Consider the following 13,453-nt stretch of genomic DNA (forward strand, 5'->3'; position numbering starts at 1 on the left):
CGGCGCTGCCCGCCTTGCAGTGGGCACGCAGCGGCGCCGTCCTGGAAAAACGCTGCCTGATGAGCAACTCGTTTGCGTTCGGCGGCAACAACGTCAGCCTGATTATCGGAGAGGCCCCATGATCGATTGGCCACTCGCCACACTGCTGCCCCATGCGGGCGACATGATCCTGATTGACCAGGTGCTGTCGTTCGATGAAGAGCAGATTCACACCCGCCTCACCGTCAAGCCCGGTGGCTTGTTCAATCGCCCGGACGGCAGCCTGCCGGCCTGGGTCGGTATCGAGCTGATGGCGCAAAGCGTCGCGGCCTACGCCGGTTGCCGCGCGCGCCAGAACGGCCAGGCGGTGGAACTGGGCTTCCTGTTGGGCACACGTAAGTTCGAGTGCAACGTCGAGCACTTCCCGGCCGGTACCGAGCTGACCATCCACGGCCTGCGTTCCCTGGAAGACGACAACGGCATGGGTGTGTTCGAATGCCACCTCACCGGCGACGGCATCCACGCCAGCGCCCGCTTGAACGTATTTAGACCGCCCCAGGCGGCCACCTATTTAGATGAATCGAAGGACGAAACGCCATGACTGAATCCGTACTGGTCACCGGCTCCAGCCGTGGCATCGGCCGCGCCATTGCCCTGCGCCTGGCCCAGGCCGGGCACGACATCGTGCTGCATTGCCGCAGCGGTCGAGCAGAAGCCGACGCGGTGCAGGTCGAGATCGAGGCCCTGGGCCGCAAGGCGCGGGTGCTGCAATTCGACGTTTCCGAGCGTGCCGACTGCAAGGCAATCCTCGAAGCCGACGTGGAGCAACATGGCGCGTATTATGGCGTGGTGCTCAACGCAGGCCTGACCCGCGACGGCGCGTTTCCGGCCTTGTCGGAAGACGACTGGGACGTGGTGATGCGCACCAACCTCGACGGTTTCTACAACGTGCTGCACCCGGTGATGATGCCGATGATCCGTCGGCGCGCAGCCGGGCGTATCGTGTGTATCACCTCGGTGTCCGGGCTGATCGGCAATCGCGGCCAGGTCAACTACAGCGCCTCCAAGGCCGGCCTGATCGGCGCGGCCAAGGCTCTGGCCATCGAGTTGGGCAAGCGCAAGATCACCGTCAACTGCGTCGCACCGGGCTTGATCGACACCGCGATGCTCGATGAAAACGTACCGGTGGAAGAGCTGATGAAGATGATCCCGGCGCAGCGCATGGGCACGCCGGAAGAAGTCGCCGGCGCGGTGAATTTCCTGATGTCCGCCGAAGCGGGCTACATCACGCGCCAGGTCTTGGCCGTGAACGGAGGTCTGTGCTGATGAAGCGCGTGGTAGTAACCGGCATGGCCGGTATGACCTCCCTGGGCAGCGACTGGGACACCATCGCCGCCAACTTTCGCGCCAACCGCAGCGGCATCCGGCGCATGGACGAGTGGGACCGCTTTAGCGAATTGAACACGCGCCTGGCCGGGCCGATCGATGATTTCGTCGTGCCCGCGCACTGGACGCGCAAACAACTGCGCAGCATGGGCCGCGTATCGCGCCTGGCGGTGTGGGCGGCGGAGCAGGCGTTAAAAGACGCCGGCTTGCTCGGCGACGAGTCGATCAAGGACGGGCGCATGGGCGTGGCCTGCGGCTCGTCCACCGGCAGCACCGACGAGATCAAGGCCTTCGGCAACATGCTGCTCAACTCGGTGGCCGAGGGGCTGAACGCCAACTCCTATGTGCGCATGATGCCCCATACCACGGCGGCGAATATCAGCATCTTCTTCGGCCTCACCGGGCGCTTGATCCCCACGTCCAGCGCCTGCACCAGCGGCAGCCAGGGCATCGGCTATGCCTACGAGGCGATCAAGTTCGGGCGCCTGCCGCTGATGCTCGCCGGCGGCGCCGAAGAGCTGTGCCCCACCGAAGCCATGGTGTTCGACGCACTCTACGCCACCAGCCTGAAGAACGACGCGCCACAGACCAGCCCACGCCCCTACGACAGCGGCCGCGACGGCCTGGTGATCGGCGAAGGTGGCGGCATGCTGGTGCTCGAAGAACTGCAACACGCCCTCGCCCGTGGCGCGCATATCCACGCCGAAATTGTCGGTTTCGGCAGCAACGCCGACGGCCAGCACACCACGCGCCCGGAACAGAAAACCATGCGCCGCGCCATGGAACTGGCCCTGGAAGACGCCGGGCTTGAACCTGCAGCGATCGGTTACGTGAACGGCCACGGCACCGCCACCGACCAGGGCGACATCGCCGAGACGCTGGCCACCCACAGCCTGTTCGGCAGCCGCATGCCCATCAGCTCGCAGAAGAGCTTCCTCGGACACACCCTGGGCGCATGCGGGGCGCTGGAGTCGTGGTTCAGCATCGAGATGATGAACCGCGACCAGTACGTCCACACCTTCAACCTGGATTCAGTCGACCCACAGTGTGGCGAGCTGGATTACCTGCAAGGTGAGTTTCGCGAGATGCACCACGACTACGTGATGAATAACAATTTTGCCTTTGGCGGCGTCAACACCTCGTTGATCTTCCGCCGCTGGTCCTGACTTTTTAATCGACTGGAGAAAACGGAATGTCTTCCTTGCTACGCGCCACCCTGATCACCCTGGCCCTGCTGACCAGCGCCGGTTGCACCAGCAAACCGGTGCTCAACACCCAGCACGACCTGCCGGCGAGTGCCCAGGTCAGCGAAGAAAAAGTCAAACAGGCGATCGTCGCCGCCCTGCAAAAACGCGAATGGATCGTGCTCCGCCAGAGCCCGCAACTGGTGCAGGCCGAGATCACCGTGCGCAACCAGTACTATGCCGCCATCGACATCCGCTACACCCGCAACAGCTACGCCATCACCTACCGCGACAGCCGCGACCTGGGCTACAAGGACGGCAAGATCCATCGCAACTACAACCGTTGGGTGAGCATGCTGGATCGGGACATCATGGCGGGGTTGCGTTCGGCTGGAATGCAGTAGACCCGGAAACGACAAAGGGCGCCTTTCGGCGCCCTCTTCACAAACAGGTTGGCTTGTCATCGCCGCTTCCTGCCTGGCTCTGCGATTGCTGGTTGCCCAGGATCCTCAGAGTCTCACAAGCCCCTTTCGGGAACTCGGGCAGTATGCCTGAAAACCTCCCCTCTGCAATTGCCGGCAAATCGCCGCTCATCTGTCGCTAAACTCACCGCAACCCAAGCGCGCTGCGAACCGCCGCCTTACGCCTCAACAACTCCACAAACGCCTTCGCCATCGGCGTTTGCACGTCCTTGCGCTGCACCAGCCACACCGCCGTCACCGCCTCCTGATCGAGCAAGGTGCGATAGACCACGCCATCGATGCGGATGCGCTGGTAAGACGCCGGCAGCACCGACACGCCCAACCCCGCCGCCACCAACCCGATGATGGTCATCGCCTCCCTGGCTTCCTGAGCAAAGTGCGGGCTGAAGCCAGCGTCGCGGGCGAGGTTGAGCAGTTGCGCGTAGAGGCCGCTGCCGTAGCTGCGCGGGAAAAACACGAACGGTTCGTCTGCCAATTGCGCCAGGTGCAAACCGCCCTCGCTGCCTTGCACCAAGGGATGACCGGCGTTGAGCACCGCCACCAAGGGTTCGCGCATCAACTCCACCACACTCAGCGAATCCGGCAACGGCAGCGGGCGCATCAAGCCGACCTGGATCGACTCATCCACCAGCGACTCGGCCACCACAGCGCTGCTCATTTCCTGCAAGTTCAGGTGGACCGCCGGGAACGCCTGACGAAACGCAAAGATCGCCTGGGGGATGCTCGAATTGAACGGCGCCGACGACGTGAAACCGATCTTCAGTTCGCCCAGCTCACCCAACTGTGCCCGGCGTGCCACATCCGCGGCCTTATCGACTTGCGCCAGCACCAGTCGCGCCTCGTGCAGGAACAACCGCCCGGCTTCGCTCAGCTCGACCCGACGGTTGGTGCGCTCGAACAAGCGCGCGCCCACCTCGTGCTCCAGCGCCTGGATCTGCTGGCTCAGAGGCGGTTGCGAGATGCCGAGGACCTGCGCCGCCCGGCCAAAATGCAGTTCTTCGGCGACGGCGATGAAGTACCGCAGGTGACGTAATTCCATAGCAATCCCATTAGGTCGTAAAAGCTATCAAACAGGTCGAACAATATATTGGAAAGAATCATTAGGCAGCTATATTCTTTTTTGTATTGCCGGTCCTGGCAGGCTTTTGCTCCCCGAGGTCCCCGTGAAATCTGCTGTCGCTCCATTCGCTCAAGAAGTCCCGCCGACCGCCCTGGATGAGGTCGTAGCGCAGCTCAATGACGCGTACATCGAAAAAGGCACGCCGATGTTCATGCGCACCGTGCTGGCACTGTTCTCCGGCGGTTTCGCGACGTTTGCCCTGCTGTATTGCGTGCAGCCGATGATGCCGGCGTTGTCCCACGAGTTTTCCATCAATGCGGCGCAAAGCAGCCTGGTGCTGTCGGTGTCCACGGCGATGCTCGCCCTGGGCCTGCTGATCACCGGGCCGATTTCCGACACGCTGGGGCGCAAGCCGGTGATGGTCGCCGCGTTGTTCTGCGCCGCGCTGGCCACCATCGCCAGCGGCCTGATGCCGAGTTGGGAAGGGATTCTGCTGATGCGCGCGCTGGTGGGGCTGTCGCTGAGTGGCCTGGCCGCCGTGGCGATGACCTACCTGAGCGAAGAGATCCATCCCCAGCACATCGGCCTCGCCATGGGCCTGTACATCGGCGGCAACGCCATCGGCGGCATGAGCGGGCGGCTGATCATCGGCGTGTTGATCGACTTCGTCAGTTGGCACACGGCAATGCTGATCATCGGTGCCCTGGCCCTGATCGCCGCAACAGTGTTCTGGAAAATCCTCCCCGAATCGCGCAACTTCCGCGCCAGTAGCCTCAAGCCGCGCAGCCTGGTGGACGGCTTTGTCATGCACTTCAAGGACGCGGGCCTGCCGTGGCTGTTCCTCGAGGCCTTCCTGCTGATGGGCGCGTTCGTGACGATGTTCAACTACATCGGCTACCGCTTGCTGGCCGACCCGTATGACCTGAGCCAGGCCGTGGTCGGCCTGCTGTCGCTGGTGTACCTCTCGGGCATCTACAGCTCGGCGAAAATCGGCTCCCTGGCCGACCGCCTCGGCCGCCGCCGCGTGCTGTGGGCGACCATCGTGTCGATGCTTGCCGGCATCGCCCTGACCCTGTTCACCCCGCTGTGGCTGGTGATCCCCGGCATGCTGGTGTTCACGTTCGGCTTCTTCGGCGCCCACTCGGTGGCCAGCAGCTGGATCGGCCGCCGCGCGGTGAAGGCCAAGGGGCAAGCGTCGTCGTTGTACCTGTTCTGCTACTACGTCGGGTCGAGCGTTGCCGGCACTGCGGGTGGGTTCTTCTGGCACTTCGCCGGGTGGAATGGGATTGGTGGGTTTATCGTCGCACTGTTGATCGGCGCGTTGCTGGTGGCGCTGAAGCTGGCGAAACTGGCGCCGCTGCAAACGGCCTGACAAACAAAAACGCCCGGCATAAGCCGGGCGTTTTTTATTCGGCGCCGATCACTCGTGATACTGCGCCGACAACTCATGCACCGCACGCAGGAACGCACCGGCATGTTCCGGGTTCACTTCCGGCGTAATGCCGTGACCCAGGTTGAACACATGCCCGCTGCCCTTGCCGTAGCTGGCCAGGATGCGCCCGACTTCGGTGCAGATGGCTTCAGGCTTGGCGTACAGCACGGTCGGGTCCATGTTGCCTTGCAGCGCGACCTGGTTGCCGACGCGGCGGCGGGCTTCGCCGATGTCGCAGGTCCAGTCCAGGCCCAGGGCATCCGCGCCGACATCGGCGATGCTTTCCAGCCACAGGCCGCCGCCCTTGGTGAACAGGATCACCGGCACTTTACGGCCTTCGTGTTCACGGATCAGGCCGCTGACGATCTTGCGCATGTAGGCCAGGGAGAACTCCTGGTACGCCGCCGACGACAGGTTGCCGCCCCAGGTGTCGAAGATCTGCACCGCTTGCGCGCCGGCCATGATCTGGCCGTTGAGGTAAGAGGTGACCGACTGCGCCAGCTTGTCCAGCAGCAAGTGCATGGCCTGTGGGGTGTCGTAGAGCATGGCCTTGGTCTTGCGGAAGTCTTTCGACGAGCCGCCTTCGACCATGTAGGTGGCCAGGGTCCAGGGGCTGCCGGAGAAGCCGATCAGCGGCACGCGGCCATTGAGCTCGCGGCGGATGGTGCTGACGGCATCCATCACGTAACCGAGGTCTTTGTGCGGGTCCGGGATCGGCAGCGCTTCGATGTCGGCCAGGGTGCTGATGACTTTCTTGAAACGCGGGCCTTCGCCGGTCTCGAAGTACAGGCCTTGGCCCATGGCGTCAGGAATGGTGAGGATATCGGAGAAGAGGATGGCCGCATCCAGTTCCGGGTAGCGGTCCAACGGCTGCATCGTGACTTCGCAGGCGAACTCCGGGTTCATGCACAGGCTCATGAAGTCACCTGCCTGGGCGCGGCTGGCGCGGTATTCCGGCAGGTAGCGACCGGCTTGACGCATCATCCACACAGGGGTGACGTCAACGGGCTGCTTGAGCAGGGCACGAAGGAAACGGTCGTTCTTGAGGGCAGTCATGTCGGCATCCGCAAAAAAAGTACGGGCATTTTCTCAGAGCGCGACGCAAAAGGCACGGGATGAGCCGTGCCTTTTATCTATCGGGTTGATTTACGACAATCTCTTGGGCACATCAACACCAAATGTGGGAGGGGGCTTGCCCCCGATTGCGGTGGTTCAGTTACAGATACTGAGACTGATACACCGCTATCGGGGGCAAGCCCCCTCCCACATTTTGATCCCATTTCAACTCGGGATCGGGGTTAGACCTGCAGGTAGTCCAGGATGCCTTCGGCGGCATTGCGGCCTTCGAAGATCGCCGTTACTACCAGGTCGGAGCCGCGCACCATGTCGCCACCGGCGAAGATTTTCGGGTTGCTGGTCTGGTGCTTGTACTGGCCTTGTTCCGGGGCGACGACGCGGCCCTGGCTGTCGGTCTGGATCTGGAACTGCTCGAACCACGGCGCCGGGCTTGGGCGAAAGCCGAAGGCGATGACCACGGCGTCGGCCGGGATGATCTCTTCGGAACCCGGGATCGGCTCGGGGCTGCGACGGCCACGGGCGTCCGGTTCGCCGAGACGGGTCTCGACCACCTTCACGCCTTCGACGCGGTCTTCACCGACAATCGCAATCGGCTGGCGGTTGTAGAGGAATTTCACGCCTTCTTCCTTGGCGTTCTTCACCTCTTTGCGCGAGCCCGGCATGTTCGCTTCGTCACGACGATACGCACAGGTCACCGACTTGGCGCCCTGGCGGATCGAGGTGCGGTTGCAGTCCATCGCGGTGTCGCCACCGCCCAGCACTACGACCTTCTTGCCTTTCATGTCGACGAAGTCTTCCGGCGACTTTTCAAAGCCCAGGTTGCGGTTGACGTTGGCGATCAGGAAGTCGAGCGCGTCGTGCACACCCGGCAGGTCTTCACCGGCAAAGCCGCCTTTCATGTAGGTGTAGGTGCCCATGCCCATGAATACGGCATCGTATTCTTCGAGCAGTTGCTCCATGGTCACGTCTTTGCCGACTTCGGTGTTCAGGCGGAACTCGATGCCCATGCCGGTGAACACTTCACGCCGGTGGCTCAGTACGGTTTTTTCCAGCTTGAACTCGGGGATACCGAAGGTCAGCAGGCCGCCGATTTCCGGGTTCTTGTCGAACACCACCGGGGTCACGCCGCCACGTACCAGCACGTCGGCACAGCCCAGGCCCGCCGGGCCCGCGCCGATGATCGCGACGCGCTTGCCGTTCGGCTTGACCTTGGACATGTCCGGGCGCCAGCCCATGGCGAAGGCGGTGTCGGTGATGTACTTCTCCACCGAACCGATGGTCACCGCGCCGAAGCCGTCGTTGAGGGTGCAGGCACCCTCGCACAGACGGTCCTGCGGGCACACCCGGCCGCAGACTTCCGGCAGGGTGTTGGTCTGGTGCGACAGCTCGGCGGCGGCGAGGATGTTGCCCTCGGCCACCAGTTTCAGCCAGTTGGGAATGAAGTTGTGCACCGGGCACTTCCATTCGCAATACGGGTTACCGCACCCCAGGCAGCGGTGGGCCTGGTCGGCCGAGTGCTGGGGTTTGAAGGGTTCGTAGATTTCCACGAACTCTTTCTTGCGTTGACGCAACAGTTTCTTCTTCGGATCTTTGCGCCCGACATCGATGAACTGGAAGTCGTTATTCAGACGTTCAGCCATGTTAAAACCTCATCAAACTCTTCAGGCGCATATCACTGCGGGTTGGCACGGATGCTGGAAAGCAACGATTTCAGGTTGGCAGCCTTGGGCTTGACCAGCCAGAAACGACGCAGGTAATCATCAAGGTTCTCGGCGAGGTTACGACCCCATTCGCTGCCGGTTTCCTCGACGTACTCGTCCAGCACGTGCTGCAAGTGGTTACGGTGGGATTCCATCGCTTCGCCGCTGATCCGCTGGATCTCGACCAACTCGTGGTTGACCCGGTCGACGAAGGTGTTGTCCTGGTCCAGCACGTAGGCGAAACCGCCGGTCATGCCCGAACCGAAGTTGTAACCGGTCTTGCCCAGTACCGCGACAAAGCCCCCGGTCATGTACTCGCAGCAGTGATCGCCAGTGCCTTCCACCACGGTGTGGGCGCCGGAGTTACGCACGGCGAAACGCTCACCGGCCGTACCGGCGGCGAACAGCTTGCCGCCCGTGGCGCCGTACAAGCAGGTGTTGCCGATGATGGCACTGTCCTGGGTCTTGTAGACGCTGCCTTTAGGCGGAACGATCACCAGCTTGCCGCCGGTCATGCCCTTGCCCACGTAGTCGTTGGCGTCACCTTCAAGGTACATGTGCAGGCCGCCGGCGTTCCACACGCCGAAGCTCTGGCCCGCGGTGCCGGTGAAGCGGAAGGTGATCGGCGCCTTGGCCATGCCTTGGTTGCCGTGCTTGCGCGCGATTTCGCCGGAGATGCGTGCGCCGATGGAGCGGTCGCAGTTGCAAATGTCCATGCTGAATTCGCCACCGCTGGCGTCGTTGATCGACGAAGCGGCCATCTCGACCATCTTCTCGGCCAGCAGGCCTTTGTCGAACGGTGGGTTGCGCTCCACCTGGCAGAATTGTGGCTTGTCTGCCGGGATGTGATCGCTGCCCAACAGCGGCGTCAGGTCCAGGTGTTGTTGCTTGGCGGTCTGGCCTTCGAGAATGTCCAGCAGATCGGTGCGGCCGATCAGCTCTTCGAGGGAGCGCACGCCCAGCCTGGCCAGCCACTCACGGGTTTCTTCGGCGACGTAGGTGAAGAAATTCACCACCATGTCGACGGTGCCGATGTAGTGATCCTTGCGCAGCTTCTCGTTCTGAGTGGCGACGCCAGTGGCGCAGTTGTTCAGGTGGCAGATGCGCAGGTATTTGCAGCCCAGGGCGATCATCGGCGCGGTGCCGAAGCCGAAACTTTCGGCGCCGAGGATGGCGGCCTTGATTACGTCGAGGCCGGTTTTCAGGCCGCCGTCGGTCTGCACGCGGACTTTGCCGCGCAGGTCGTTGCCGCGCAGGGTCTGGTGCGTCTCGGCCAGGCCGAGCTCCCACGGTGCGCCAGCGTACTTGATCGAGGTCAGCGGCGAAGCGCCGGTGCCGCCGTCGTAGCCGGAGATGGTGATCAGGTCGGCATAGGCCTTGGCCACACCGGCGGCGATGGTGCCCACGCCGGCTTCCGCGACCAGTTTCACCGAGACCAGAGCCTGCGGGTTGACTTGCTTAAGGTCGAAAATCAGCTGCGACAAGTCTTCGATCGAGTAGATGTCGTGGTGCGGCGGCGGCGAAATCAGGGTCACGCCCGGTACCGCATAACGCAGCTTGGCGATCAGACCGTTGACCTTGCCGCCCGGCAGTTGGCCGCCCTCACCGGGTTTGGCACCCTGAGCGACTTTGATCTGCAGCACTTCGGCGTTGACCAGGTATTCCGGGGTTACACCGAAACGGCCAGTCGCCACTTGCTTGATTTTCGAGCTCTTGATGGTGCCGTAGCGCGCCGGGTCTTCGCCGCCTTCGCCGGAGTTGGAACGCGCACCCAGGCGGTTCATGGCTTCGGCCAGGGCTTCGTGGGCCTCGGGCGACAAGGCGCCCAGGGAAATACCGGCGGAGTCAAAGCGCTTGAGGACTGATTCCAGCGGTTCGATTTCGCTGATGTCCAGCGGCGTATCCAGGGTTTTCACCTTGAACATGTCGCGGATCATCGACACCGGGCGGTTATCCACCAGCGCGGTATATTCCTTGAACTTGGCGTAGTCGCCCTGCTGCACGGCGGCTTGCAGGGTGCTGACCACGTCCGGGTTGTAGGCGTGATATTCGCCACCGTGTACGAACTTGAGCAGGCCGCCTTGCTGGATCGGCTTGCGCGCGCTCCAGGCTTCGGCTGCCAGGGCTTTCTGTTCGGCTTCGATGTCGACGAAACGCGCACCCTTGATGCGACTCGGTACGCCACGGAAGCTCAGGTCGCAGACTTCTTCCGACAGACCAATGGCCTCGAACAACTGCGCGCCACGGTAGGAAGTGACGGTGGAGATGCCCATCTTCGACAGGATCTTCAGCAGGCCCTTGGTGATGCCTTTGCGGTAGTTCTTGAACACCTCATAGAGGTCACCCAGGACTTCACCGGTACGGATCAGATCACCGAGCACTTCGTAGGCGAGGAACGGGTACACCGCCGAAGCGCCGAAACCGATCAGCACCGCGAAATGGTGCGGGTCGCGGGCGGTGGCGGTTTCCACGAGGATGTTGGAGTCGCAGCGCAGGCCTTTTTCGGTCAGGCGGTGATGGACCGCACCGGTGGCCAGGGAGGCGTGGATCGGCAGCTTGCCCGGTGCAATGTGACGGTCGGTCAGCACGATCTGGGTACGCCCGGCGCGCACGGCTTCTTCGGCCTGGTCCGCGACATTGCGCACCGCGGCTTCAAGGCCGAGGCTCTCGTCGTAGTTCAGGTCGATGATCTGACGGTCGAAGCCTGGACGCTCCAGGGTCATCAGCGAGCGCCACTTGGCCGGGGAAATGACCGGCGAGCTGAGGATCACGCGGGAGGCGTGCTCAGGCGATTCCTGGAAGATGTTGCGCTCGGCACCGAGGCACACTTCCAGGGACATCACGATGGCTTCACGTAGCGGGTCGATCGGTGGGTTGGTCACCTGGGCGAACTGCTGGCGGAAGTAGTCGTATGGCGTGCGCACGCGCTGGGACAGCACGGCCATCGGCGTGTCGTCGCCCATCGAGCCGACCGCCTCGTAACCTTGCTCGCCGAGCGGACGCAGCACCTGGTCGCGCTCTTCGAACGTGACCTGGTACATCTTCATGTACTGCTTGAGCTGGTCGATGTCGTAGAACGCCGAACCGTGGTCGTTGTCTTCCATGGTTGCCTGGATGCGCAGGGCGTTCTTGCGCAGCCATTGCTTGTACGGGTGACGCGACTTCAAGCGGTTGTCGATCGCATCGGTGTCGAGGATCTGCCCGGTTTCGGTGTCCACGGCGAGGATCTGGCCAGGGCCGACGCGGCCTTTGGCGATCACGTCTTGCGGCTGGTAGTTCCACACGCCGATTTCCGACGCCAGGGTGATGAAACCGTTGGTGGTGGTCACCCAACGCGCCGGGCGCAGACCGTTACGGTCGAGCAGGCACACCGCGTAGCGGCCGTCGGTCATGACCACGCCGGCCGGGCCGTCCCACGGCTCCATGTGCATCGAGTTGTACTCATAGAACGCCCGCAGATCGGGGTCCATGGTCTCGACGTTCTGCCACGCAGGCGGAATGATCATGCGCACGCCACGGAACAGGTCGATGCCGCCGGTGACCATCAGTTCGAGCATGTTGTCCATGCTGGAGGAGTCGGAGCCGACGCGGTTGACCAGCGGGCCGAGTTCTTCCAGGTCCATCAAATCGTTGGCGAACTTGGTGCGACGGGCCACAGCCCAGTTGCGGTTGCCGGTGATGGTGTTGATCTCGCCGTTGTGGGCGAGGAAGCGGAATGGCTGGGCCAGCGGCCATTTCGGCAGGGTGTTGGTGGAGAAGCGCTGGTGGAACACGCAGATTGCGGTTTGCAGGCGCTCATCGCTCAGGTCCGGATAGAAGGCGGTCAAGTCCGCCGGCATCATCAGGCCTTTATAAATGATGGTCTTGTGCGAAAAGCTGCAGATGTAGTGGTCGGTGTCAGCGGCATTGGACACAGACGAGCGACGACGCGATGTGAACAGCTTGATCGCCATGTCCTGGTCGCTCAGGCCGTCGCCCGCGATGAACACTTGTTCGATCTGCGGCAGGCGCTCCAAGGCCAGGCGGCCGAGCACGCTGGTGTCGATCGGCACTTTGCGCCAGCCGACGAGTTGCAGGCCGGCCGCGAGGATTTCGCGGTTCATGTTCTCGCGAGCGGCTTCGGCTTTGACCGGGTCCTGGTTGAAGAACACCATGCCCACGGCGTACTGCTTGGGCAGATCGGCCGCGAAATGTTCTTTGGCGACAGCGCGCAGGAACAGGTCGGGCTTTTGAATGAGCAAGCCACACCCGTCACCGGTCTTGCCGTCGGCGTTGATCCCACCACGGTGGGTCATGCAGGTCAGGGCCTCGATGGCCGTTTGCAAAAGGGTATGACTGGGCTCGCCCTGCATATGGGCAATCAGGCCGAAACCGCAGTTATCCTTGAATTCATCGGGTTGGTACAGACCTGCTTTCATAGACGCTTTCTCACCAGGCTGCCTCTTATATCGAGGCAAATTTCTTTTCAATTCAACCAGTTACCTTCCACGCCGAACGTTCGTCGGCTTTGCAGGGGCAAAAGGGAGGTCATTGTACACACCGACACAGACGCTCACAAATTTAGCGACGAGATGTCGCAAATCTATGTCGCATTTATGAAAGGTTTAAAGCGATATGCTGTGCTAGTCAAAACTTTTTTAACTTTGACCGCTACGACTCAAAAGCCACTGTGACGCAGACACCACAACGCGCGCGGCCCCTAGGGCTGCACGCACTTGCGTTTTTTTTTGAGGTGCCGGGAGGGCGGCCTGGGTAAGGCCGCCGGATCTTCAGCGAGTTGCTGCCAGTTCTTGTTGAACGCTGGCAACAGTGCGAGGCCAAGGTTTACCAGCCTGAACCTTCGCTGGCAAGGCTTTGATAGCGGTATCGGCGGCAGCACGGCTTGAGAAGCTGCCGTAAGTGATCACGTAAAGAGGCTTGCCGTTGAGCACTTTCTTGAAATAACGGTACTCGCCGCCCTGCTCTTTGACGAAGGCTTGGGCGTTGGCTTCGGAGCTGGTGCCGAGGATCTGCACCACGAAGTTGCCGCTAGGCTGGCTGGTGTACCAGCTACTGCCGGCGGCGCCGGCCTTGGCGACGGCCACGGGTTTTTCAACCGGCTTGGCGACAGGTGCTGGTGCTGGCGCGACCGGCTTGGTGACCGGCGCCGGCTT

At 62.4% G+C, this 13,453-nt stretch carries 10 protein-coding genes and 1 pseudogene; 6 read left to right on the top strand and 5 right to left on the bottom strand.

What is annotated here, in order from left to right; translation table 11 throughout:
* From L9Z73_RS14850 to L9Z73_RS14870, 5 genes and pseudogenes are all read left to right on the top strand, one after another.
* Positions 1–122, top strand: a pseudogene (locus L9Z73_RS14850) (beta-ketoacyl-[acyl-carrier-protein] synthase II); the annotation flags it as partial.
* Positions 119–580: a hotdog family protein gene (locus tag L9Z73_RS14855; protein WP_247402200.1), complete on the top strand. Its 462-nt coding sequence runs from the start codon at positions 119–121 to the stop codon at positions 578–580. The pseudogene L9Z73_RS14850 and the gene L9Z73_RS14855, both read left to right, overlap by 4 nt.
* Positions 577–1,305, top strand: a complete 729-nt coding sequence (gene fabG / locus L9Z73_RS14860) for a 3-oxoacyl-ACP reductase FabG (protein ID WP_247402202.1) — start codon at positions 577–579, stop codon at positions 1,303–1,305. Before L9Z73_RS14855 ends, fabG begins: the two co-directional genes overlap by 4 nt.
* Complete coding sequence (locus L9Z73_RS14865) at positions 1,305–2,531, top strand: beta-ketoacyl-ACP synthase (RefSeq protein ID WP_247402204.1); 1,227 nt, start codon at positions 1,305–1,307, stop codon at positions 2,529–2,531. The genes fabG and L9Z73_RS14865 overlap by 1 nt, the downstream gene beginning before the upstream one ends.
* 26 nt (positions 2,532–2,557) lie before the next feature.
* Complete coding sequence (locus L9Z73_RS14870) at positions 2,558–2,953, top strand: hypothetical protein (RefSeq protein ID WP_247402207.1); 396 nt, start codon at positions 2,558–2,560, stop codon at positions 2,951–2,953.
* A gap of 202 nt (positions 2,954–3,155) precedes the next feature.
* Here the strand turns inward: L9Z73_RS14870 and L9Z73_RS14875 are convergent, their stop codons facing one another.
* A complete protein-coding gene (locus tag L9Z73_RS14875) occupies positions 3,156–4,070 on the bottom strand; it encodes a LysR family transcriptional regulator (protein ID WP_247402209.1) in 915 nt (304 codons plus the stop codon).
* Between the two features lie 172 nt (positions 4,071–4,242).
* Between L9Z73_RS14875 and L9Z73_RS14880 the strand changes: the two genes are divergently transcribed.
* Complete coding sequence (locus tag L9Z73_RS14880; RefSeq protein WP_282598637.1) at positions 4,243–5,463, top strand: MFS transporter; 1,221 nt, start codon at positions 4,243–4,245, stop codon at positions 5,461–5,463.
* A gap of 48 nt (positions 5,464–5,511) precedes the next feature.
* Here L9Z73_RS14880 and hemE read toward each other — a convergent pair whose 3' ends face one another.
* The 4 genes from hemE to L9Z73_RS14900 form a co-directional block, all read right to left on the bottom strand.
* Complete coding sequence (gene hemE / locus L9Z73_RS14885) at positions 5,512–6,579, bottom strand: uroporphyrinogen decarboxylase (RefSeq protein WP_247402214.1); 1,068 nt, start codon at positions 6,577–6,579, stop codon at positions 5,512–5,514.
* A gap of 242 nt (positions 6,580–6,821) precedes the next feature.
* Positions 6,822–8,240, bottom strand: a complete 1,419-nt coding sequence (locus L9Z73_RS14890; protein WP_247402217.1) for an FAD-dependent oxidoreductase — start codon at positions 8,238–8,240, stop codon at positions 6,822–6,824.
* Positions 8,241–8,272: 32 nt separating this feature from the next.
* The gene (gene gltB / locus L9Z73_RS14895) at positions 8,273–12,718 is read right to left on the bottom strand and encodes a glutamate synthase large subunit (protein ID WP_247402221.1); all 4,446 of its coding nucleotides are present in this window, start codon (positions 12,716–12,718) and stop codon (positions 8,273–8,275) included.
* A 351-nt stretch (positions 12,719–13,069) separates the two neighbouring features.
* Positions 13,070–13,453 (bottom strand): SPOR domain-containing protein (locus tag L9Z73_RS14900; protein WP_247402224.1); only part of this gene is annotated, 384 nt, incomplete at its 5' end.

Source organism: Pseudomonas emilianonis (assembly GCF_023072625.1).
Classification (GTDB): domain Bacteria; phylum Pseudomonadota; class Gammaproteobacteria; order Pseudomonadales; family Pseudomonadaceae; genus Aquipseudomonas; species Aquipseudomonas paraveronii.